The 23,917-nt window shown below is 37.9% G+C and carries 23 protein-coding genes and 1 tRNA gene; 11 read left to right on the top strand and 13 right to left on the bottom strand.

The genetic code is table 11. The features are described 5' to 3' along the window. Positions 1-204: transposase (locus B0B05_RS09610; RefSeq protein WP_143745991.1), on the bottom strand; the 204-nt coding region annotated here is incomplete at its 3' end. Between the two features lie 293 nt (positions 205-497). Here B0B05_RS09610 and B0B05_RS09605 point away from each other — a divergent pair. The 4 genes from B0B05_RS09605 to B0B05_RS09590 all read left to right on the top strand — a co-directional run bounded on the left by B0B05_RS09605 (position 498) and on the right by B0B05_RS09590 (position 3,466). Beyond that, positions 498-2,069 (top strand): hypothetical protein, encoded by a 1,572-nt coding sequence (locus B0B05_RS09605; RefSeq protein ID WP_076783436.1) that lies wholly within the window; start codon positions 498-500, stop codon positions 2,067-2,069. Next, entirely contained in the window at positions 2,039-2,434 is a 396-nt protein-coding gene (locus B0B05_RS09600) for a hypothetical protein (RefSeq protein WP_076783435.1), read from the top strand. The genes B0B05_RS09605 and B0B05_RS09600 overlap by 31 nt, the downstream gene beginning before the upstream one ends. A gap of 6 nt (positions 2,435-2,440) precedes the next feature. After that, complete coding sequence (locus B0B05_RS09595) at positions 2,441-2,989, top strand: hypothetical protein (RefSeq protein WP_076783434.1); 549 nt, start codon at positions 2,441-2,443, stop codon at positions 2,987-2,989. 87 nt (positions 2,990-3,076) lie between these two features. Next, positions 3,077-3,466: an HU family DNA-binding protein gene (locus tag B0B05_RS09590; RefSeq protein WP_076783433.1), complete on the top strand. Its 390-nt coding sequence runs from the start codon at positions 3,077-3,079 to the stop codon at positions 3,464-3,466. A gap of 219 nt (positions 3,467-3,685) precedes the next feature. On the opposite strand, the gene B0B05_RS09585 is transcribed toward B0B05_RS09590, so the two are convergent. From B0B05_RS09585 to B0B05_RS09575, 3 genes are all read right to left on the bottom strand, one after another. Beyond that, complete coding sequence (locus tag B0B05_RS09585; RefSeq protein ID WP_076783432.1) at positions 3,686-5,968, bottom strand: NADP-dependent malic enzyme; 2,283 nt, start codon at positions 5,966-5,968, stop codon at positions 3,686-3,688. Positions 5,969-6,244: 276 nt separating this feature from the next. Beyond that, the gene (locus B0B05_RS09580) at positions 6,245-7,105 is read right to left on the bottom strand and encodes a BadF/BadG/BcrA/BcrD ATPase family protein (protein ID WP_076783431.1); all 861 of its coding nucleotides are present in this window, start codon (positions 7,103-7,105) and stop codon (positions 6,245-6,247) included. Between the two features lie 71 nt (positions 7,106-7,176). After that, complete coding sequence (locus tag B0B05_RS09575; protein ID WP_076783430.1) at positions 7,177-7,425, bottom strand: hypothetical protein; 249 nt, start codon at positions 7,423-7,425, stop codon at positions 7,177-7,179. A 255-nt stretch (positions 7,426-7,680) separates the two neighbouring features. Here B0B05_RS09575 and B0B05_RS09570 point away from each other — a divergent pair, with 255 nt between their 5' ends. The 4 genes from B0B05_RS09570 (at position 7,681) to B0B05_RS09555 (ending at position 11,555) form a co-directional block, all read left to right on the top strand. Then, positions 7,681-8,139 carry a GtrA family protein gene (locus B0B05_RS09570; protein ID WP_076783429.1) on the top strand — a complete coding sequence of 153 codons (459 nt, stop codon included), beginning with the start codon at positions 7,681-7,683 and terminating at the stop codon, positions 8,137-8,139. 42 nt (positions 8,140-8,181) lie between these two features. Beyond that, on the top strand, positions 8,182-8,910 hold the full coding sequence (locus tag B0B05_RS09565; protein ID WP_143745990.1) for a lysophospholipid acyltransferase family protein: 729 nt from the start codon (positions 8,182-8,184) through the stop codon (positions 8,908-8,910). 163 nt (positions 8,911-9,073) lie between these two features. After that, positions 9,074-10,516, top strand: coding sequence for an MFS transporter (locus tag B0B05_RS09560; RefSeq protein WP_076783428.1), 1,443 nt, complete (start codon positions 9,074-9,076; stop codon positions 10,514-10,516). Then, positions 10,506-11,555, top strand: coding sequence for a DUF3810 domain-containing protein (locus B0B05_RS09555; RefSeq protein ID WP_076783427.1), 1,050 nt, complete (start codon positions 10,506-10,508; stop codon positions 11,553-11,555). The genes B0B05_RS09560 and B0B05_RS09555 overlap by 11 nt, the downstream gene beginning before the upstream one ends. A 211-nt stretch (positions 11,556-11,766) precedes the next feature. On the opposite strand, the gene B0B05_RS09550 is transcribed toward B0B05_RS09555, so the two are convergent. The 6 genes from B0B05_RS09550 to B0B05_RS09525 form a co-directional block, all read right to left on the bottom strand. Beyond that, positions 11,767-12,255 (bottom strand): GNAT family N-acetyltransferase, encoded by a 489-nt coding sequence (locus B0B05_RS09550; RefSeq protein ID WP_076783426.1) that lies wholly within the window; start codon positions 12,253-12,255, stop codon positions 11,767-11,769. A gap of 1 nt (position 12,256) precedes the next feature. Further along, positions 12,257-12,934 (bottom strand): DNA repair protein RecO, encoded by a 678-nt coding sequence (gene recO / locus B0B05_RS09545; protein WP_084173923.1) that lies wholly within the window; start codon positions 12,932-12,934, stop codon positions 12,257-12,259. 5 nt (positions 12,935-12,939) lie between these two features. After that, positions 12,940-15,159: a type IX secretion system anionic LPS delivery protein PorZ gene (gene porZ, locus B0B05_RS09540; protein WP_076783424.1), complete on the bottom strand. Its 2,220-nt coding sequence runs from the start codon at positions 15,157-15,159 to the stop codon at positions 12,940-12,942. Between the two features lies 1 nt (position 15,160). Further along, on the bottom strand, positions 15,161-16,111 hold the full coding sequence (locus B0B05_RS09535) for a bifunctional metallophosphatase/5'-nucleotidase (protein WP_076783423.1): 951 nt from the start codon (positions 16,109-16,111) through the stop codon (positions 15,161-15,163). Between the two features lie 22 nt (positions 16,112-16,133). After that, complete coding sequence (locus tag B0B05_RS09530) at positions 16,134-16,895, bottom strand: 5'-nucleotidase C-terminal domain-containing protein (protein ID WP_076783422.1); 762 nt, start codon at positions 16,893-16,895, stop codon at positions 16,134-16,136. Positions 16,896-16,983: 88 nt separating this feature from the next. Next, entirely contained in the window at positions 16,984-18,405 is a 1,422-nt protein-coding gene (locus tag B0B05_RS09525) for a hypothetical protein (RefSeq protein WP_076783421.1), read from the bottom strand. Between the two features lie 182 nt (positions 18,406-18,587). Between B0B05_RS09525 and dapA the strand changes: the two genes are divergently transcribed. Beyond that, entirely contained in the window at positions 18,588-19,466 is an 879-nt protein-coding gene (gene dapA, locus B0B05_RS09520) for a 4-hydroxy-tetrahydrodipicolinate synthase (protein ID WP_076783420.1), read from the top strand. A 39-nt stretch (positions 19,467-19,505) separates the two neighbouring features. On the opposite strand, the gene B0B05_RS09515 is transcribed toward dapA, so the two are convergent. Then, positions 19,506-19,898 carry a hypothetical protein gene (locus B0B05_RS09515; protein ID WP_076783419.1) on the bottom strand — a complete coding sequence of 131 codons (393 nt, stop codon included), beginning with the start codon at positions 19,896-19,898 and terminating at the stop codon, positions 19,506-19,508. A gap of 12 nt (positions 19,899-19,910) precedes the next feature. After that, a complete protein-coding gene (gene mqo, locus B0B05_RS09510) occupies positions 19,911-21,413 on the bottom strand; it encodes a malate dehydrogenase (quinone) (RefSeq protein WP_076783439.1) in 1,503 nt (500 codons plus the stop codon). 152 nt (positions 21,414-21,565) lie between these two features. Here mqo and B0B05_RS09505 point away from each other — a divergent pair, with 152 nt between their 5' ends. Continuing rightward, the gene (locus tag B0B05_RS09505) at positions 21,566-23,254 is read left to right on the top strand and encodes an ABC transporter ATP-binding protein (protein ID WP_076783418.1); all 1,689 of its coding nucleotides are present in this window, start codon (positions 21,566-21,568) and stop codon (positions 23,252-23,254) included. A 138-nt stretch (positions 23,255-23,392) separates the two neighbouring features. Further along, positions 23,393-23,731: a DUF3276 family protein gene (locus B0B05_RS09500; protein WP_076783417.1), complete on the top strand. Its 339-nt coding sequence runs from the start codon at positions 23,393-23,395 to the stop codon at positions 23,729-23,731. Positions 23,732-23,835: 104 nt separating this feature from the next. Here the strand turns inward: B0B05_RS09500 and B0B05_RS09495 are convergent. Next, a tRNA-His gene (locus tag B0B05_RS09495) sits at positions 23,836-23,911 on the bottom strand. Positions 23,912-23,917: the final 6 nt, after the last annotated feature.

Here is a 23,917-nt window from a genome sequence, read left to right as displayed (position 1 = left end):
CCATTTGCTGTAATAGTAATAGACCAATTCCCATTTCGGAAAATCACCAGGCAACATCCTCCATTGGCAACCGGTTTTCACCAAATACATTATGGCGTTCCAAATGGTTCTTAAATCATATTTTCGCTTTCTGTCATTGAGGTTCAAAGTTTTTTTTATAAATTGCCACTGATTGTCAGAAATGTTTGTCGAGTAATTTTTCACTGTAATTTAATTGATTAGTAACCAACAAGTTACGGAAAATAAACAACATAAACAACTGACAATCAGTTTTTTTATAAGATTATTTTATAAAATAAACGCCATACGAATTTTTCTAATTTAATTTTTAAACAGGCTCTTATTTTAAAAACTAACTGAATTTCATGACAAAAAGAATACTTCCTTATAACTTATAAGAATAGCGCTAATATAGTTCAGCCTTTGCAAATCTTATGTTACATAATTCATCGAACCTTTCTAAAAAATGAAAATTATAAATTAAACACCTTAACAAAATGAAAAACAGAAAATATTTAATTGTTTTTGTTACACTAAGTATCTGCGCAATCCTTAACGCATGCAGAGAAGAATTACAACCTGTAAACGAACAACAGGAAGCAAAAATTACGATACAAGATGGAACAGTAAAAAATGGAAGATTATATTTTCCTAACAAGGAGTGTTTAAAAGAATTTTACACGGACCTTAAAACAATGTCTGATAAAGACATTGTAAATTATTTAGATAAGAATAACTTCGAATCTCTAAGACCAGTAATTACAGAAGAAAATGGTAGAGAAGTAATAGAAAAAATAAAACAAAGGAAGGTTCGGTTTTCCGAAAATAATTCAATTGAAGGAAAAGATAATTCTGCAAAATTAACTACTATTGATGATGATGAGGCGTTAGCAGACTTGGATGATTTGGAAGAAATTATAGGTGATGATGCATATTCAGCAATGTTAAATGGTGAGGCAGAAATTCAAGTAGCAGATAAAATCTATAAATACACTGATGTAGGACTTTTTATAACCCCAGAATCAACATACAATGTCCTTGTGAACTATCTTGATGTAAACAGTATTTCTAGAAATCTTTTAGAACCTACAGATGTTATAGTAGCACAAGGTTTTGTTGAAAGTCAGCCTTCCGATAAATTAGTTAGTATTAATAAAAATATAGAATATTATAGAGTCATGCCAATGGAACTAGAAATTGGTGACGGCGGTGGCGGTGGCGGCCCGTATTATCCACCTACTAATCCTCCTGTCCAAGATAACATAGCTCAAATTGTAGAAGCATTAAAAATAGGTGAAGTTAGAAAACCTAGATTAGGAAATATTTTTGGGACAACTTGGGAAACCGATGATACTTATGAAAGTAAAAGAAGGGTTAAAGTAAAGTTTTATTCTCAGGATTTATGGCTGGTTTATGCAATTGGTTGTAAGGTTAAACACCAATACAAAGGTTGGACAGGACTTTGGAGAAAAGAAAATGCAGATAAATTAGGAATTGGTATTAATTCAATTTCATGGTCGTTTTCACACCCTGTTCATTTTGCTGAAGGATTACCAGGACAAAGATATTTTTTTGAAAATAGGGTATTTACTTCTCTTGACCAATATTATAACTACAGAGATATGGGTCCCGCTAAGATGCCAAGTTTACCATTTGAAAAGAAAATTGATGGTATAATAGAATGGGTTGTTGATGCATCTACCCTGACTACTGAACAAGTACGAAAATTATTTTATGATCAAGCTTGGAAGCAAGTTTTAAAACTCGGAGAAAAGCACAATAAAAAATATACGAAGGTTGCATTTATAGTTGATACTGGTACGTTGACACATATTCAATATTTTGATTTTAGCGCAATACAAGATAACCAAGATGTTATTGAGAGAGTTTTTGATTGGGGAATAGCGACACCACAGGTTACTTATACCTTCGGAGGAGGTGTAGGCAATGGCGGCAATATTACAAGCTACAAATTTGATTTCAATCACCCTACAGCAACTGCTGTGAATATGTATGGTATTGCAAAAAAGAATGGAGGATGGCACGGAGCAAAATTAATAGTAAAATAAGACAACTAATTTTATTAGGATTGGTTCTTCTTTCCTGTTTACCATCAGATGAAGAAATGGAAAGGCAAGTTGCATCGAGATTTGAAGGATATTGGATAGGTTCTTATGAGGGTGATGATAGAGGTAATATAACATTTTATGTAACAAATGCAGGTAATTTAAGCGGAAACATGTTATCAACAAAAATTTCTAGTTCTGAGGAGGTTTTAGGATATATTCAGTCTGATGGAAATCTTTCTGCTAATACAAAAAATGGTTTTGTCTTAAACGCACAAGTAAGCTTAGAAACCTCAAATGGTAAATGGTATAAAAAAGATGAAAATAAAATATTGCAAGGAACTTTCAGTATTAAAAGGAAAAAATAATTAACTATGAAAAAACTATCACTTGCATTATTAATGATTTCATTTTCAATGATGAATGCACAGGAAAATTCAGTAAATAAAAATTCGTTTTTCGGGATTCAGGCGGGATTATTTGGATTCAACAGTTATAATGAAACACTGCTCTCCAAAGAATTTGCTTTAAGGAGTGAAATTGATTTTGAAGCATCAATATGGGGTGGCGATTTGTATTCCAAAACAGGTTTTGCTTTGGCACCAGAACTATCGGTATCTCCAAAATGGTATTATAATCTGAGTAAAAGAGAAAACAGTGGAAAAAATACAAGCTATAATTCTGCAAATTATATTTCTGCCAGGGTTGGGTTTACCCCTGATTGGTTTGTAATATCCAATGTTGACGGGATAGTTGTCAATCCAATGTTATCTGTTGTACCCACCTGGGGATTTCGAAGAAATTTTGCCAGGGATTTCAACTACGAATTTCAGATTGGCTTAGGCATCGGAAAAATTATGAAGTCAGGCTATGATATCCAGGCAGTCCCTAATCTCAGTTTTAGGATTGGGTATGATTTTTAAAAGTTTTCAGTTCCCTGCATTCATTTTAGAATCAATTTCCCCTATCATTCCAGCCTATAACAGAACACCATTTTAAAAATTTATATTATGCCAGTAAAGTACAATGTGACAGAGCGTAAGAACCTGCAGGATCCGCAGGCAGCTCCCAAGTTCTATGCCAGCGCCAAGGCTGATGGCGAGGTTAATCTGAAAAGCCTATCCAAAGAGATTGCAGGCGGCTCTACCACCGTATCGGATACAGATGTGCTGGCGGTGCTTAATGATCTTATCAAGGTGGTAAGCCGTCATTTGGCCGATGGCAAGATCGTCAAGCTGGGCGACTTTGGCAATTTTCAGGTTTCCATCTCCAGCGATGGTGCAGAGACAGCTGCCAAGGTAACCTCATCCCTGATCCGCAACAATAAAATTAACTTCCGCCCCGGGGCAGATCTGAGGGATATGCTCAGCACCCTGAAATACGAGAAATACAGCAGATAAAAGGGACACACAATGCGTGCACACAGGCCATCCCGTCTTTGCGCACGCGTGTCTTCTCCTCTGCGCATGTGTGCTTTGTCCTCTGCGCAGAGATCAAGCCACCGATGCGCAACCGCGAAACAGCGCATGTAACCCCGATGATTCTCCCACATTATACCACAAAAAAAGCCATTTTAATTACTTAAAATGGCTTTTGCTTTTATATTAATAGAGATCAATCTATTTTTTATCCTTCATCTGCGCATCCAAAACGGCAATGGTTGCAAGATTGACAATTTCGTCAACACTAGACCTCATCTGCAGAACGTGCACCGGTTGGTTCAGCCCCATCAGGATAGGCCCGATGGTCTGCGCAGCCTTCATCCCTCTGATGATTTTATAGGATAAATTGGCACTTTCCAGGTTAGGAAATACCAGCACGTTGGCAGGATTGCTCCCCAATTTTGAGAACGGATAATCCGCCAGGTGATCTGCATTAAGTGCAAAATCGGGCTGGATCTCACCATCTACCACCATCTTTGGGAATTTCTCATGCAGCATCTTTACCGCAGCAGCCACTTTTTTGGACGTATCCGCTTTAGCAGAAAAATTTTCGAATCCCAGCATCGCAATCCTTGGATCTATTGCAAAAGACTTAACCGTAATCTCGGCCATTCTTGCAATATCAACAAGATCCTCAGCGGAAGGATTTTTGTTGATTGATGTATCGGCAAAGAATAGCGGCTTTTTCTCGGTAAGGATCATCATCATGGCGGCTACTTTGTTAACGCCCGGTTTTTTATCGATGATTTCCAGCACTGGTTTCAGGACAGATGCATAACTTTTTGAGAAGCCAACAATCAGCGCGTCGGTATCACCATGTTCCAGCATTAACGGGCCAAAATAATCACGTTGTCTCACATAACGCTTTGCCTTGTACTCGTTGATCCCTTTTCGGTTTCGTTTGTCCCAGAGGGTTTTCCTGAATTTTTTACGGCTTTCTTTCTGCTCATCATCATTAGGATCTATGATAGGGATATCCAGCGTAATGCCATATTCTTCCATCTTTTCACGGATGAGTTTTTTATTCCCCAACAAACTTGGGTAAGCAATCCCTTCTTCCTGTAGGATTTGGGCTGCTTTTAAAATATTATATTCTTCGCCATTGCCCAGTGTTACACGTTTTGGATTGGCTTTGGCGCGGTTCTGCATCATTCTTACGAGCTTCTCGTCGCGGCCCATCCTGTCCAGCAGCTGGTTCTCGTACTCCTCAAAGTTCTCAATTGATTTGCCGGCAATTCCGCTTTCCATCGCTGCCTTGGCAACAGCCATAGACACCTTGGTTATCAAACGGTTATCGAATGGTTTTGGGATAAAATAATCCTTACCAAAACTAATATCTCTTACATTATAAGCCAGTTTTACCATTTCCGGCACAGGCTCTTTGGCAATCTCTGCCAGCGCATAAACCGCCGCCAACTTCATGGCCTCATTAATCCCCCTGGCCTGGACATCCAATGCCCCACGGAAGATATAAGGAAAACCAAGAACGTTATTTACCTGGTTAGGATAATCGCTACGGCCTGTTGCCATCATCACATCCGGCCTTGTAGCTACTGCCAAATCATAGCTGATCTCAGGATCCGGATTGGCCAAAGCAAACACAATAGGTTTTTCTGCCATAGAAAGCAGCATCTCCGGCGACATTACATTGCCTTTTGAAAGGCCTACAAAAACATCCGCACCTTTTAAAGCCTCCTCCAGTGTTGCAATATTTGTTTGAGAGACAAAATCAAGTTTCTCCGGAGTCAGGTTTTCTCTTTTATGATTGATAACTCCCTTGCTGTCGCACATCAATATATTATCGGGATTAAGACCTAAAGAGATGTACAGTTTCGCACAAGCGATAGCTGCTGCACCGGCCCCATTAATAACCATTTTGACCTCAGCAATTTTTTTGCCTGCAATCTCCAGTGCATTAATCAATGCTGCTGCAGAGATAATGGCCGTACCATGCTGGTCATCATGCATTAACGGAATATCCAATTCTTCTTTCAGTCTTTGTTCTATATAAAAAGCTTCCGGTGCCTTGATATCCTCCAGGTTGATTCCGCCAAAAGTTGGGGCAATCGCCTTAACGGTTTCTATAAACTTGTCAGGATCTTTTTCATTAATCTCGATATCAAAAACGTTGATTCCTGCAAAGATTTTGAACAGAAGCCCTTTCCCTTCCATCACCGGTTTCGAAGCTTCGGGGCCGATGTCCCCAAGTCCCAAAACTGCGGTACCGTTTGAGATTACAGCAACCAAATTACCTTTGGATGTATAGTCATAAACACTTTGTGGATTGTCATGAATCGCCATACATGGTACAGCAACACCCGGCGAATAAGCCAATGACAGATCCCTTTGGGAAGAATGCGGTTTTGACGGGATAACCTCTATTTTACCTTTCGGTTCCTGACTGTGATAATCTAAAGCAGCTTTATCAAAAGCATTTTGATCTCTTGAATTTTTCGACATTGTTGAATTTACTTTTGATGTGAATCTGTATCGTTACAACTCACGGGTTTTTACTTAAAATTGCGTAAGGGCGGAGGGCACTGTTGGAGCTCTTTTTTGTTTCTCCTTTTTGCGAAGCCCCAAATGGTAATTTACTCTTGAGAACCTCTAAGAAAAAACAAAAAAAGCGACTGCCCGCAGACCGACCCGCTTGTGTTTGCCTGCTGAAAATATCCTATTATAACCTAAGGACAATCAGGCAAAGACAAAGGGATACGCCCAAACAATTCTGCAAAGTTAAAGTTTTGGGATGATATATTGGCGATGATAATTAACAAGGCTCTCTATGGGCTTCTGTACCACGGTTCCTATATTAAAATGAAAATCTGAAGCTGCGGCCCGCAAAGCATCTTCAAAAAAATAGGCAATGGATCCTATAAAATTAATTTCGCAGGAGCGGCACTCTTCGTAGGGCATCACCTGATACTCAAGGAAATTGCTGAGTTCTTTATAAACAAAATTCTGAAAATAGGGATGCGTTTTCCTGTCCACTATAAACTTGGTGAAGTCTGCCATGTAGGCATTTGCACGCGGGTTGTGGTACATGTTTTTGAGCAGTTCATCGATATGCAACTGATAAATCTCAGTAAATTGCTGATGAAGATCCGGCGGAAGCTTCTTCATAAAATAATGCCGCACCAGCTGTTTACCCAACGCACTGCCGCTACCCTCGTCACCGATCAAAAAACCCAGTGACGGAAGTTCGGTCTTCACGCTTTCGCCATCAAAATAGCAGGCATTGGACCCTGTTCCCAAGATGCAGACAATGGAAGGCACTCCGCGGTAGGCCGCATAGGCAGCAGCCAAAAGGTCTTCTTTTACAACAATCTGAGCATTAGCGAAAACTTTTTGTATCTCACGCTCTACAACGAGCCGGTTTTCCGGCGTACCACATCCAGAACCGTAAAAAAAGATATTCTCCAACTGGTGGCTTAGTTCTGACAAAGCTTCATTTTTAAGAAGCTCCAATGGGATAAGCTCGGCTTTTATAATGTTGGGATTAAAACCTACAGTTTCTGTTTTTAGGATTTCTTCTCCGCTGTTATCCAGGATAACCCAGTCGCATTTTGTAGATCCGCCGTCAACAATCGCAATCATAGTTTAATTTTTTAAAAACGCTAAAGTAGCATTTTTTCCGGGTACTTAGACAGGGTGGTTTTAAACTAGTGTTACTCGTGATCGTCTATCAGCCAGTCCTGTATCTCATCCTCCAGATAAGTCGTCTGTAACTTGATGGCATTGATAAAATCATCAGGTATGCTTTCTGTATTGTCGCTGCTCTCGAGATTCCATAATTCATCTGACATCAGCTCATACTCTGAGTAGATTCTTCGGAACCGTGAACTGCTCTTTTCTAACTCCTCAATCTTTTTTTGCTGAGGCAGAAATTTTCTGTAAGGTCTGTTAGAGTTTTTCATTTATTCATTAATATTTTGAAATTGGTGTGTGACGAGGAAAATAACAGTGTCTGAATCTATTAATACAAGCAAAATCCGGCTTGCTAAGAGATCAGTTTTTAATGCATTCATAAAAAACAACCTCATAAAACATCAATAATTTAATCAGAACACCTCTTTGTTATCATTAAATAAAATTAAAATATTTTCTGATACAAAAAAATTATTTAACTATTATTTTAAAACATTTAACAATTACTATACATTTGCAAAATAATGAGACAGTTGCTGATACAACAAAAACAGGTTATTTTCTTCGTCATTGCCGGAGGGTTGAGTGCTATTGTAGAGATAGGAAGTTTTAAACTGTTGAGTGTCTACCTGCCCAAACTTTTTAGTTGGGAATATAATCTATATGGTATCAGATATCCCTTCAGTAATATTCTATCTACATGTTGTGGGATTATCAGCAATTATTTTTTGAGCATATGGTTTGTTTTTGAGCGCGGCAAACATTCTAAGAGAAAAGAATTTGTTTACTTTATTTCGGTATCCGTAGTTTCTACTTTTATCAGTTTGCTATTGTTCCAGTTATTGTTCCGGTTTGTTTTCAAGGATACGATAGACCTTGGTTTTTATGTATTGTCTCAGGAGATGATGAGTAAGATAACGGCCATTTTACTGGTATCTATGCTTAACTATTCGATTAAGAAAAAAGTTATTTTTAACGGATAAATCATTATTTTTGGACTGATTAAAACTTCAAAACAAAGATTAATGAAAAAAGTATTGGTGTATGCATGGCGGTTTTGGATGGTGATATTGGGAACTGTTCTTACATTAATATTTTTTCTACCTGTTTACATCCTTTCTATCCGCAAGCAGGATTACCGCTACTGCTACTTTTTTGTCCGCCTTTGGGCGATAGGGATGTTCTACGGCATGGGCTTCCGCTACAAGCTTATCAGCAAAACCCAACAGAAGATTGACAGAACACAACCTTATGTGATTATTGCCAACCATACATCTATTATGGATATCATGTTGCCATGCATCCTGTTCCCCCACCATCCGCTATGCTATGTTGGAAAGAAAGAACTCGTAAAAATCCCAATCTTCGGGACTGTGTATAAACGCGTCTGCGTCATGGTGGACCGGAAAAGTGCCAGAAGCCGGGCAGATGTCTACAGAAGATGCGCCGAGAGGATGAAAGAAGGACAAAGTATTGTGATTTTCCCCGAAGGCGGCGTGCCAGATGATACCAGTATTATCCTGGATCAATTCAAAGACGGTGCCTTTATCCTGGCCAGCAAACATCAGTTTCCAATTGCTGTTTTCACCTTCAAAGGGTTGAAGGAGATGTTCCCGTTTGACAATTCTAAAGGCTATCCCGGTGTAGTAAAGGTTTTCTTCAATAAGATTTTACAGCCTGATGCCAAAATCAAAGAGCTCAAAGAACAAGCTTATCTGGAGATTGAACAATCCCTCACCGAGTCTACTAAATAATCAACGATACAAGTAGATGAAAGAAAACAGAGAAAATATAAAAGCCTTCCAATCAAACTATTATAGTATCAAAATATATTATTAATTCTTTTCAGGAACTTAATAGAACTTTTAAGTATTTTTGTTTCATAATTATTAACTCAAAATTAACATCCATTAATACATGACAACACAAAAAACCAATTGGGGACAGTTTGTTCCGCTTGCTACAGTTTTTTTCTTCTGGGGTTTTGTTGCAGCCAGCAACGATATATTGATCCCGGTTTTCAAAGAAGCTTTCCATCTGACTCAAAGCCAAAGCCAATTGGTTTCTGTCGCTTTTTATGTGGCGTATACGGTAGGTTCTCTTATTTACATGTTTATCTCCAAAAGCATGAAGAGAGACCTTATCAACAAAATTGGATATAAAAACGGGCTGATAGTAGGACTTTTGATATCCGCATTCGGAACACTTCTGTTTTATCCCGCAGCCAATACCGGATCTTTTATATTGATGATTTCCGGATTGTTTATAGTTGGGCTTGGATTTTCTTTGCAACAGATTGTTGCCAACCCATTAGCTATAGAAGTAGGACCTTCCGAAACCGGTGCTCAAAGGCTGACGATGGCGGGCGGAATCAACAATTTTGGCACAACCATCGGGCCGCTAATTGTATCTTTTGCCATTTTTGGTTCAGCCTCGACCGCTAACACAACGGCAAGTATAGAAAGCGTAAAAATCCCTTATCTTATTTTAGGCGGTGCATTTGCTCTGGTAGCATTGCTGTTAAAATTTTCATCTTTACCACAAAGGACTGAAGTAAGCACCGAAAATACCGAAGATGCCACACCTGGTGAGCATCGCACATCAGCGCTCAAATATCCCCAGCTCGTACTTGGGATGTTTGCTATTTTTGTTTATGTAGGTGTGGAAGTGTCTACAGCCAGCAATCTACCGGCTTATATGGAAAAGTCTTTGGGGTTTTCTACCAAAGATGTCGCACCTTATGTATCTCTCTATTGGGCGAGTCTTATGATTGGCCGATGGACAGGTGCTGTAGAAGCATTTGATATTTCCGGCGGGTTCAAAAAAATACTGAGGTTTTTGGCGCCTTATTTGGCATTTGGTGTATTCCTGCTTGTTAATGCTATTGCACAGCATGATCTTAAACCATTCTACATCTATCCATTCGTCATTCTGGTTATGATTACCGCAGATGTCCTAAGCAAAGGTAATCCGGCAAGAATGCTGTTGATTTTCTCTCTTGCCGGTATCCTGGCACTTGTCCTTGGGATGACTACAGATGGCATGTTATCCGTCTATGCCTTTACCAGCGTAGGTTTGTTTTGCAGTACACTTTGGCCATGTATCTTTGCCCTGGCTGTCAATGGGCTTGGAAAACACACCAATGAGGGTAGCAGCATGCTGATTATGATGATTATGGGTGGTGGTATTATCAGCTGGCTGCAAGGTTATATTGCAGATCTTACATCCATCCATAGCAGTTATATTGTAGGTGTTGTCTGTTTTGCTTACCTTGCATTCTATGCCGTAAGAGTCACCCAAATCCTCAAGGCGCAGGGCATTAGCCTGGACAAAGAAAAATTATCAGGAAGTGGACATTAGAAATTCTAAATTTTTTAAAATTAAATATTGGGCAATCATCTTGGTTGTCCAATTTTTGTTGTTTTACATCTTGTCCAGATTTGGTTTTGCCATCCACCTTTTTTCTAATTTGTTTGAATGGAAAAAAAAGCTCCACATCAGTTTGTTTTCAGCAATAAGCTGGTCAGTCGGAGATGTAATCTATATTGCAGCTACATTGCTTTTCTTTTATTTGCTGCTCAGGCTGATTATAACAAAAAAGGCCGTTTTCCTAAAGTATATTTTGATAACTGCCAATATTACCTACTTTGTTTATCAATGTTTTTGGGGGATGCTATACTTTCAGCAACCTGTGATAGAAAAACTCGGAAATAAAAAGATATCAGAAGAAGCCATTCAGAAACTGGCTGTCAAATATCTTTATTTATGCAAGGCTACCAGAGAAAAACTTAGTGAGGATGATCATCATAAGATTAAGATTGATAATGTGCGCCAGCTGGAAACGGAAATTATTGCACAGCAAAAAAATCTCCCGCAGTTCATCAATAAAAAAATTGCCGTAAGCAATATATCTGTTAAGCCAAGTCTTTTTGATTCGTTGATGAATAAAACAGGTATCTATGGTTATTATAACCCTTTTACGGCAGAAGCGCAGTATAACCCCAATATCCCAGCTTCGCAATTACCTTTTACCCTGGCACATGAGATGTCTCACCAGTTGGGATATGCCCGTGAGCAGGAAGCCAGTTTTATAGCCTATCTGTGTGCCAGAAACTCAGCAAACAAAGAACTGCAGTACAGCGTGCAACTCTATGTCCTGAAAAGCCTTTTGAAAGCTCTTGCTGTTAAAAATCCCGCCTTTGTAAAAAATATCCTGGAGCAATATTCACCAAAAATGAAACTGGACAGGTTGTATGAGCAAAAATTCTTTATCAGTAATGAGGGAATTGTCAGTGACTTTTTTGGTATAACCAATGATCTTTTTCTGAAATCTAACCAACAGGCCGGCAGTGTCACTTATTCTTACTTTATCCATCTGGTACTGTTATACGAGTTATAAAAAAAAAGAATCGCACAAAAAGTACGATTCTAAAAACACAAATGATGAAAAAAAATTTATTGCTTTTGAGTGATTGTCTCAAACGCCGCGTAAAAATACAATAATTGTATATATCAACCAAACTAATATCAATTTTTGCGAAGAAAAAAGGCAAGTAAACTGTTAATCAGTTGTTTAAATTTTATTTTTTGTCAAAAAATAAAATTTAAAATTACAAAAAGTACTCCATGAGATAATCATCCATCACATAACCACTGCCAATATCAAAAACCGCCTCATCATAACTACTGAAGCCCTGCGATTCATAAAATTTTTTAGCCCTGTTATTCTTATTAACTGTGAGGATGATCCGGCTGTCACCATTTTTGATTGTTTCCTGTTTTAGGAAATCAATAGCTGATGTTCCCAGCCCTTTTCCTCGGGCTTCTTCCAGAAAATAAAGCCGATGAAGCTTTGTAACATCAGTCTCATAATGCTTTTCATATCCCATAAATCCTAATGATTCCCCGTCTGATTCTATCAGATAGTAATAAAAATTAGGATTCCGGAAATGTTGTTCGAGTACATCCTTTGCGTACATCAGTCCCAACATATAGCTGATCTGCCGCTGATCCAAAATATTAGAGTAAGTAGCATACCAGGATTTTTTTGCAAGATCCTGAATTGTTGCAATGTCTTTTTCTAAGGCTTTTCTAATCATTTTAAAAAATTTCTTTGATAACTTCCAGGGATTTGGGTTCTCTAAAATCTGAAAGGTGATAATGTAAATAAATCATAACCGAATTAAGAAAATCCTGCCTCATGCTGCGATCCATCTGTATGCCATAGGCGTCGGGTGAAAGCAAAAGAAATTTCCACACCGCAGAAACCTCCCTCCCAAAGTCACGATGTGATTCTAAGGCTTCAAATGTACCGGTTTCCGGATTCAAGAATTGATTATCAGAAAAAAGAGGCTGCAGACCAAGCCTCTTTATCAGCAAAAATGTGAGAACCAGATGAGAATGGAAATTGTCCACCTTCAGATGGTCAAGAAATATGGTAATCTCCTGATAAATCTCCTGATTTTGATTTTCATTCCTTAATATTTGATTCAAGAGATCTGCTGCAAAAAAAAGAATGGTATTTTTTCTGATATCTGAAGTAAATCCTGTTTTGCCTGTTTGTTCAATCTTCAACACATTTTGTATAGATTTTTTTCTATCCGAAACCTGCATCTGGATCTCACTAAGCGGGAAAAGAAATGCTTTTTTTTTATTTTTTGGTGCATAAATCCCTTTGGCAAAAAAGCTGGTGTAGCCACTCTCTTTACAAAAGCAATGGAGAACCGCATCGTGATCTCCATATTTTATATAAGACAGTAAAAAAGCCTGTTGTGTCATTATTCTTAATTAACGACTGCAATTTTAGCTGTTGCAGTATCTGTACCGTCTTCGTTTGTCATCAATACATAATACACACCAGAGGCTACTCTTACACCTCTCTGATTTGCAAGGTTCCATTCATAATAGCCACTGTTGGCTACTGCAGAATGCACAAGATTTCCTGCAGCATCGGTTATACGGATATTAGTTTTTTGTGCCAGACCGCGGATTCGGACATTGCCCTTGTACTGTGCATATATCACAGGATTGGGATAAACGAGTACATTTCCAAAATTAGAAGTGACATCAGTTACATCTCCCTGGAAAGAGACCACGCCGTCTAATGTTACAAAATAAACCTTCCCTGATTTCTCATCAATCTGTATATCCGTAACGGTATCGTTGGGTAAAGGTGAATTATTTTTGGTGAAATGATAGATGGTCTTGTCGCCATTGGAACTGATATAGAATACACCTCCACCATCAACCGACACCCATTTCTGATTGCCAGAATCTACTGTGATCTGTAAAATACTGGAATCCCGAAAAAGTTCCTCATCCAAACCATTATCTGTGACCACTATGTTATCTGTCTGAGGACTGCTCTCCAAAATCGCAGACTTGGGGTTTGAGAGAATCCGTAATCCCAGTCTGGTACCAATCCAAATATCATCATTTTTGTCCACTGCTGCTGAAAAACATACGTTGGATGGCAGATTATTACTTGTTGTCAAAAACTTAAATTTATCATCTGAGGTATTAGATATTGTATTATTATAATCATAAATTGCCATCCCGGTTAATGGAAAAGGAATGTATAAAATACCTTCCTTGGTTACAGGTTTCTGTGCCCTTTCGGCTACATTCAGGCTTTTTAATACAAAATTGTCGGCACTTCTATCAAGATAATAGTATCCTGTATTAGTAGTATTATTTACAAAAGCAACGGAACAAATCAAATTATTAGAACTATCAAAAACACAACCGGCTGGCCTATTGTAAGTGCCATCAGTATTAATTAAATACGCCTTAGATAATTCATCATTTACCATTTTATAGATCCCTTTTTCATTTCCACCAACATAATTGCAGAAAAAAACCTGCGATGGATCAGCCGGGTTTGGCGTTACATCCAAAACATTAAAATTTGTGTTGATTTTGAAATATTCAGGATAGATCCAACTACTTCCATTATAATGATAATAGCCGAGATTGTTTGTGTTGGGATTACTATACTTAATTCTTTGTCCTGGTGATATCCATACCTGTCCGTTGAGTACAGCAATTTTATAAGAGATATTATTGTAAGGGCCATCAGGCTTATAAATCTTTTTCTGCTCATCGTATATACCAGATAACTGAGTCCCTGTATATAGCCTGTCAGCATATAGATAGGCGGTATTAATGAGTTCACCCGCGTCAATCTTCTTTTGCAGAGCACCATTAGAAGAATACACATAGGCCTGCGTATTGCCAGCAATAATAATATTATTGTTAACAATCTTAATATCTCTCACAGCATCAAAACTGCCAGGGATCTGCTGCAAAGATGCCGGCGTACCGTAATAAACCTGATTAGTTCCTGCAGCTACCATATAATCCTTATAATCAATTATCTTATAGCTGCCTGTTCCAATACTGCCCCATGAAGTTGCGGAAAACACAGAGAATGTAGGATTAATCTCATGGTATTTGATTCCGGAATCTGTCGCCACATACACCGTATTGTCTTTGATAACCGCAGCATTGGCAGTAAGATAACCAGATCCGGTAACAAAAAATGCAGTATCTCCAAACTCCTTTTTAGGAATGTTAAAAACAGAAACACCATACCCGGTTGAGATAATAGCGCGGTCACCGGTAATTGCAATGTGATTAATTTTTTTGGAGCCATTATAGCTTGTAGCCAATGGGATATCCACAATATAAAAAACGCCATTAGGCGTGATAACATCCATAGAACCATCATAATATCCTACAATACCAGTTTGTGTGGATGCATTATAATCGAAGGCGGAAATTTTGACATCATGAAGGCCATTGCCCTTTGTCAGCTTTTTGATCTCGCCACTGTTTACATTATAATAAAAAACGCCGTTCTCAGTAGCTGCTACAAGCCTTTCAGCGTCTTCCCTTATGCATTTTACATTGTTAAAAGAGAACAAATCACTCCATTTCCCGGAGTTCTGTGCCTGATATAGTAGGACTGACATAACAGCCAATATTGATAAAATTTTCTTCATCCTAAACAATTATGCTATCATCTATTAACTGATTATTCCACGAAATATTTTTTATGGTTTTATTTTTATCAAAAAAGAAATCCAATCTCCCCAAAAGAATCCCGGCCCAACCCACCTGATTGACAATCACATTTTTGTGTTCTTTATTTTTAAAAATAAGAGGTTCTTTCAAGAAAGTGTGGGTATGACCGCCAAGAATGAGATCTATCCCGGACGTCTTAGCCGCCAGATGTTTGTCGGATATTTTTTCGGGCTCATCCTGATAATCAAACCCTATGTGAGACAGGCAAATTACCAGGTCACACTTTTTATCATTCCTAAGAAAATCCGCAAAATGTTGCGCAACTTCTATAGGATTGTTATACACTGTTTCTCCATAATTCTTTTTACCAACCAAGCCATCAAGCTCAATTCCTACTGCAAAAATCCCTACTTTGATCCCATCTTTTGTAAATATTTTGTACGGCTCTGTTTTACCGTCCAGGATTGTATTTGTAAAATCATAATTAGAGCAAATGAAAGGGAATTTAGCGTTAGGCAAAATCTTGAGAAAACCTTCCAGACCATTATCAAAATCATGATTTCCCATTGTTGAGGCATCATACTGCATCATGCTCATCAATTTGAACTCCAGCTCACCTCCAAAAAAGTTAAAATAGGGTGTCCCTTGGAAAATATCACCGGAGTCCAGCAGTAGCACATTCTTTTCCTGCGAACGTATTTTTTTTATTAATGACGCTCTTCTCGCAAACCCGCCCTGATTAGGATTTTTGGTGTAAGACGCATCAAAAGGTTCTATCCTGCTGTGCTGGTCATTGGTATGAAGAATGGTTAATTTATAGGATGACCCGGCTGTAAAATCAACAGAATTTTCCGCTAAAAGAAGATTGGGTGCTAATGTCAGAGCTAGGCTTCCACCACCCATATATTTTAAAAACTCTTTTCTATTCATAAGTTCCACGGTATCTGCTAAGTTACTCCTCTACTTTTTTGTTTTTGAAAATCAATCTTATATCATCCGGCGCCGAAATGTTGGGATTTTGTTTAAATTTTTCTATAAAAAGATCCCGCATTTTGATACCTGTCGCAATTAGTTTTCCTTTTCCGAAAAAAGCCATATTATCGCCACCCATTGCCAGATAATCCGAGGTTGCAATATAATAATCCTTATTATAATCTACCGGTTTCCCATTGATGAGCTTTTTAGAAATCGATTGATTATCGGTCTCAATAATCAGATGGGAAACCGGATTGTTTTTTTGGGTGGCCAGGTAATAATCAAAAAGGCCTTCCACATCTTTACCATGCAATTTAACGATTACAATTTCATTTTCAAAGGGCATTACTTCGTAGATCTGTTTGGTGAGAATATCACCTTTTGGGATAATCGTCCTAATTCCGCCAATATTGATAACGGCCGCATCTACCGGTGGCTGATTATTTTTTTTTGCCCATTCATCGGCTCCTTCAAAAGTGTAATCAGCTAACAGACTGCCGAGATTGCTGTTATCTCCCGACTTGTTAAGTTCTGTATCTGTATGGGATATTTTGGTATTCATTTTACCCTCAAGCTCATGTTTGTAAGGCTGGATGATTGCGTCCATCGCCTCATCGTCTGTAAGACTATCGGTAATATAAATATTTTTTTCTGTATGTACAGAGGCCAGATTAAGAGGGGCTTTACAGCCCATCATAAGGACAGCTATAAGGCCTAAGCCTGATATTCTATTTTTCATCTAAAATTAATGAGATACAAAGCTAATAATTAAACTGATAATGTTTGTGAGATTACAGAAAATTAAAAAACATCCTAACCAATCAAAACTATTTTTTATCAGGTTTATGCTCATTGTTTGCCGCATTCTGCAACTGAGAATTATAGATAATAAGTTCTTTATTATTTACGGTTGATTCATCCAGAAGAATATATATCTGGGGATATTTTGTCATAATAATGTAGGCGTTGATAAACCCGCTTTGCACATAAGGGTTATTATACCTTACTATTTTATTGGTTAAAGGAATTTTATAACCATTATCTTCATGATCGCCAATGTCATCAAAAAAATATTTTTTATTTCCAATATCTCCTTGTTTTTTTTCTACCTCATATTTTTGAGTAAGATAAAATTTGGGGATTTTTATGGCATAAATGGTATTGAAAACGAATGAAAATACAGCCGTACAAAATATGACTTTTTCATTATATTTCTCTTTATAATAAATGAAAATGAATACATAGAAAAAACAGAAAGAGCCTTCACAAAGTATCCGCATGTCCATATTATCAATGCCCTGATAAAAAGACGAAAGGAAAATCAACAGCAGATAACTAATACCGATAAAAATTATCAGTCCGTAAAAGTAAAAATCCCTTGTTTTCCTAAAATAATTTTTACTGATCTTTACAAAATACCCAATGGATATGAAATTAATAATCAATAAAAACAGTTCTACAGCCAAAGCGCGCGGTGTTAATTTTACTGATTTGATTGCCAGTACCGGGTTGAAGGCATTAAAAAGACCAAATACAGCTATATAAAACTCCTCTGTAAAAAGCTTAAGATCAGACGGGTTTCTAAATCCTTCTCCCATTACATCTCCAAAGTTCAGGTAATTAAACAAGGCATATAGAAATATCCCGGCTCCTGAAAAAAACAAAAACCAAAAATATGACGCTTTGAAAAACGCGACGTTTTGTTGTTTTAACTTAGAAAAATAATAAAATACATAATAAATGCATAAAGCAAAATAGATATATAAAGCGGAATACCGAATGCTGAAAAGCAAGATCATTAGAAGAGATCCCGCTAATACCAGTTGTTTTCTCTTTTGCCCGTAAAAATATTGATACAAGATGTAAAATAAAAAATACATCAGGCACAGGAAAATCCCCTCTGAAAGAATATTGAAATACGAGTAAATAAAAATCTTGGCACAAAGCAAAATAACAGTTTCCTTAAAATGAAAACTTTTCAGGTAGGCAAAAAGGCCAATCGCCGTAAAACATAAGATATTAATAAGCCTGCCAGCCCAATAATAATCACCGGTAATGGTATAAAACGCTCTCAAAAAAAATGGATAACCAAGAGGATACAGGCTCCATTTAACATCCGGCAAATAATAAGCAAGCCTTACATAATGCTGTATGTCACCTATTAACCCACCATTTGGAATAAAGAGTGGCGAAATGATAACATTGAGAATTAATATAATCCACAGGAAAGTATAGCTTTTTGTCTTCATCAATTAGTTTTTTACAAAAATATAGAAAGTCTGGCAATACTCTAAGTAAACAGTAGCATCTCTTATGATTATTTAAAAAATTTCATTTACATAAAACTTACTTCACTCGCCAAAAAAACAATCCTCTATGCCTAACATTCTAATGAAAAACTTTAACTTTGGGAAATTAATTTTTTATAAAAATGGCTCAGTTAAAAGGCGTGGGTGTAGCTCTGGTAACACCTTTCAACGAAGATCTTTCTGTAGATTACGATTCTCTTACCAGATTAATTGATTATAATATAGATAACGGCACCAACTTTCTTGTCGTATTGGGAACCACAGCAGAAGCTGCAACACTTTCTAAGGAAGAGAAAGAAAAGGTCATCGCTCATATCACTAAGATTAATAACAACAGGCTACCATTGGTTCTTGGCATTGGCGGGAACAATACTGCCGAGGTGGTGAAACAGATCAAAGAAACGGATCTGTCAGATTTTGATGCTGTATTATCCGTATCGCCTTATTATAACAAACCAAATCAGGAAGGTCTTTACCAGCATTATAAAGCCTTGGCAGAGACAGGAGCTAAGATTATCATTTATAACGTACCTGGCAGAACAGGCCAAAATGTGGAAGCCTCTACAACGCTGCGTCTGGCAAATGAATTCCCTAATCTTTTTATGATTAAAGAAGCAGCGCCAAACATCCTGCAATATTTTGATATCCTGAGACAAAAACCAGAACATTTCTCGCTGATGTCCGGTGATGATGAGTACACACTTCCGGTAACACTGGCTGGTGGGGATGGTGTCATCTCTGTGATTGGGCAGGCCTATCCCAAAGAGTTTTCTACGATGGTAAAACTGGCTCTCAATCGCGAAGTGGATGAAGCTTATAAAATTCATAACGTAATGGTAGAAATCACACGCCTGATTTTTGCAGAAGGCAATCCTTGCGGCGTAAAAACCATACTTGCAGAAAAAGGAATTATCAAGAATTATCTCCGTCTTCCTTTGGTTGCAGCATCAGAAGGACTGCAGGACAAGATTAGACAGCAGATGCAAAAGCTTGCTAACTAAAACAAAAAAGGTTCAGAAAACATATCTGAACCTTTTTTACTAATCTATCTGAATTTTGTAAACATCAGAAGCATTTCTGCTGATGCCTTCCCGGAAAAATCCTCCGGACTGTGGAATATATTCGATAAAATCGAAAACCGTACAATCCGACGGCAAACCAGAAAAAACAAGGGTAAACCAATACTGCTTTCCAAAAGGAAGATCTGTCCATTCCGGATAAAGGCTGATATTTTCACAGTGGATCAATTTAGAAATATGGTTGGAATGCCTGTCTACAAGATAGGTAGAAGACCAAATCCTAATTTTCTCTTCCAGATGGACATCTGACTTATAACCACAGTGTAAAATAACCTGCTTCTCCTGCACTATTTCAGCTTGCAACTGTAGCAGAAGTTCATCAGCGATGACAGGTTTTACAATGGTTTCTTCCATTATCACAATTATCTAGTATTGTAACTCCAGCTTTTCTTTGGAATAGGTCCGGATTGTATTAATCAGTTCCGGATGTTCGGCCAGCTTTTTACCATAACTAGGGATCATTTCCAGAAGTTTTTCGTGCCATTCTGTTTTCAGTTTGTCACCAAAACATTTTTCCAAAACCATAATCATCGCAAATGCAGAAGTACTTGCGCCCGGCGATGCGCCAAGAAGTGATGCAATATTTCCATCTTTGTTAACGACTACTTCGGTCCCAAATTCCAGCCTGCCGCCTTCAAATCGGTCACGTTTGATAATTTGCACACGCTGTCCTGCATGTTTCAGTTCCCAATCATCTTCTTTAGCATCAGTTACAAAATCCCGCAGGTGAGACATTCTTTGAGATTTGCTCATGGTAACCTGCTGAATAAGGTATCTTGTAAGAGGCATATTGTGCCACCAAGCACCAAATAATGAACGGATATTTTTGAAATTGATACTTTCCGGAAGATCAAGATAGCTGCCTTCCTTAAGAAATTTGGTTGAAAAACCTGCAAATGGGCCAAAAAGCAAAGCCTTTTTACCGTCAATAATCCGAAGATCCAGATGCGGAACAGACATTGGCGGCGCGCCTACTGTAGCCTGTGTATAAACTTTGGCGTGATGTTTCTCTACCAATTCGGGATTGGTTGTTACCAGCCACTGCCCGCTCACCGGAAAACCACCATAACCACGGCTTTCCTCAATCCCGGAACTTTCCAACAACGGCAACGCATAGCCACCCGCACCAATAAACACAAAATCTGCATGTATTGTCTGTTTATGGAGATTCTTTCTGTCGTTCACCTTCATCTCCCAGCCACCATGGCCATCTGCATTGATATCCTTCACCTCGTGATAAGTAAACACTTCTACCGATTCTGTACTATCCAGATGTTGTATCAGTTTGGTAGCCAACATCCCAAAGTCTACGTCGGTACCCATGTCCATCTTGGTAGCGGCTAATTTATCGGTAGCCATTCTCTTCTGCATCATCAGAGGAATCCATTCGTTGAGTTTGCCGTGGTCGTCACTATATTCCATCCCCTGGAATAATGGAGATTGCTGCAGGGCCTGATGCCTTTTTTTAAGAAATTCTACATCCTTTTCCCCAAACACAAAGCTCATGTGAGGACAGGAGTTGATAAATTCTTTTGGGCTGTGTATAATGTTTTTATTAATTAAATAAGACCAAAACTGTTTGGAAACCTCAAACTGTTCTGCAATATACTCGGCCTTCTTTATATCGATTTTACCATCTTTTTCCGGCGTATAATTCAGTTCACAAAAAGCGGAATGTCCTGTTCCTGCATTGTTCCAGGCAGAGGAGCTTTCTTTTGCAACCTCGCCAAGTCTTTCAAAAATTACAATTTCCAGATTGGGGTCAAATTCATGAAGCATTGTTGCCAATGTTGCACTCATGATACCACCTCCAATTAACGCGACGTCATATTTTGGTTTAGGAGTCATATCTTGTTTAGATTTTTGCAGATACAAAATTACTCATTAATGTCAATTTTAACACGATTTTGCACGTAAAAATCCATCTAAATATGAATAATTTTCAAATTAAATCTCAAAACCTATTCTGAAATTTATATTTATTAATTTTGCAGCAGCTTTGGAAAATCAAAGCTTAAAAAATGAAAGCGCTAAAAACACTCAACCCATATTTCTGGAAACACCGATCGTTACTTTTCTTGGGATTCTTATTCATTGTCCTGAGCAACTTTTTTGCGATCTACAAGATCCAGTATATTGGGCAAACCATCAATATTATCGAGAAGAATTATTCTACACTGCAACTGTCGCCCGATCTTAATATTATTGATAACATAAAGAACAACTGGACTTATTTCCGGATTATTTTTATCAATTCGGGGATATTGATTGTCTGCTCACTCCTTTCCGGTTTTTTTACTTTTATGATGCGCCAGACGATTATAGTAGCTTCACGAAGGATAGAATATGAGTTAAAAAACAAAATTTATCGGCATTATCAGGAGTTATCTGTAACCGATTATAAAAAGACGACGATTGGCGACCTTCTCAACCGATTGAGTGAGGATGTTGTTGCCATACGGATGTATCTGGGACCAGGCGTGATGTATGTGGTCAATCTCATTATCCTGTTGATCATCACCAGCGTCTATATGTTTATGACCGACCTGCAGATGACGCTTTGGACACTTATTCCTCTGCCTATACTCTCTTATGGTATTTATAAAGTAAGCGATATTATCAACAAAAAATCGAAAATAATGCAGAAGAGCCAGTCTGCGATTTCAACTTTTGTACAGGATAGCTTCTCCGGGATCCGCGTGGTTAAGTTTTTCAGCAAAGAGCGGTACATCGAAAAAAATTATGGTATCAAGGTTAAGGATTATCAGGACAAAGCCCTGGATCTTGCCCGTACCGAGGCTTACTTTTTTACCATTATTATTTTTGTTATCGGCCTTCTGAATGTTGCCATACTCTACATCGGCGGACAAAAATATATTGCCGGGGAAATGAGTGTGGGGACGATCGCAGACTTTTTCATGTACATCAATATGCTTATTTTTCCGTTTTCTATGCTGGGTTGGGTAACATCAGTCAACCAGAGGGCAGAAGCCAGTATGCAGCGTGTGAATGAATTTTTGGACATGAAGTCTGAGATTATTAATACCAACGGCGAAACCTACCCCATAACCGGAACAATCGAATTTCGCAATCTGAGTTATACTTACCCAAATACTGGCATCAAAGCTTTGGAAAATCTAAGTTTCAAAGTAGATGCCGGGAAATCATTAGCCATCATGGGGAAAACAGGAAGCGGCAAATCTACAATCGCCCAATTAATTTGCAGGCTTATTGATCCTGATGAAGGTGAAATATTGATCGATGGAAAGAATCTGAAAGACCATAATCTGCAATTGTACAGAGACCAGATTGGTTATACGCCACAGGAGAGTTATCTTTTCTCTGACACCATAGAGAACAACATTGGCTTTGCTGTAGATCACCCATCACATCATCTGGTGGTAGAAATGGCGAAAAAAGCGGATGTCCACAAGAATATAGAAGAGTTTAAAAATAAATATAACACCATGGTGGGAGAACGCGGTGTAATGCTCTCCGGAGGCCAGAAACAAAGGATTTGCATTGCACGGGCAATGATAAAAAAACCTAACATCCTTATTTTCGACGATTGCCTCTCTGCCCTGGACACAGAGACAGAAGAAAATATCCTGCAAAATATAGATAAGGATATAAAAACCACCACATCTATTATAATAACTCACAGAGAATCAAGCGCAAAAAGGGCAGATCATATACTTCACCTGAATTAATTTTTATTAAATCACTTATCACATTTTATCAAAAATTTAAGAAAAACCGGTATTTAGCATCTTTTTTTAACAAAATATTTTGAAATTCCGATAATTCTGTTATATTTGTTAATACAGATTTCTAAAAAATATTTAACAATGAGTGAATTTAAGGAACGACATGAGAATGAGATTTTCACAAAGGTGTTGAAAGCAGGCAGAAGAACATATTTCTTTGATGTGCGGGAGACAAAAGCGGGTGATTATTATTTAACGATTACAGAAAGTAAAAAGAACTTCGGTGAAAACGGGGAAGCAACTTTTGAAAAACATAAAATTTATCTTTATAAAGAAGATTTTAAAAGTTTCCAGGAACTGTTCAATGAATCTACAGATTTTATCATTCAGCAGAAAGGGGAAGATGTTATATCAGAAAGACATGATAAAGACTATAAGACCAGATCATCTTATACGATTGAGTCTGATGATGAAGTCTAATATAAAAACCAAAGCGCATTATCTAGATAATGCGCTTTTTTATTAGATGAATCATGTGATACAAAATAAAAAAATCGCTTCTCTTAAGAGAAGCGATTTTTGTTGGGTGAATGATGGGTCTCGAACCCACGACCTTCGGAACCACAATCCGACGCTCTAACCAACTGAGCTACAATCACCGTTTTT

Source organism: Epilithonimonas bovis DSM 19482, from assembly GCF_900108115.1.
Taxonomy (GTDB): Bacteria; Bacteroidota; Bacteroidia; order Flavobacteriales; family Weeksellaceae; genus Epilithonimonas; species Epilithonimonas bovis.
The sequence above is the reverse complement of the archived record's forward strand: the minus strand, read 5'-3'. Positions and strand labels throughout refer to the sequence as shown.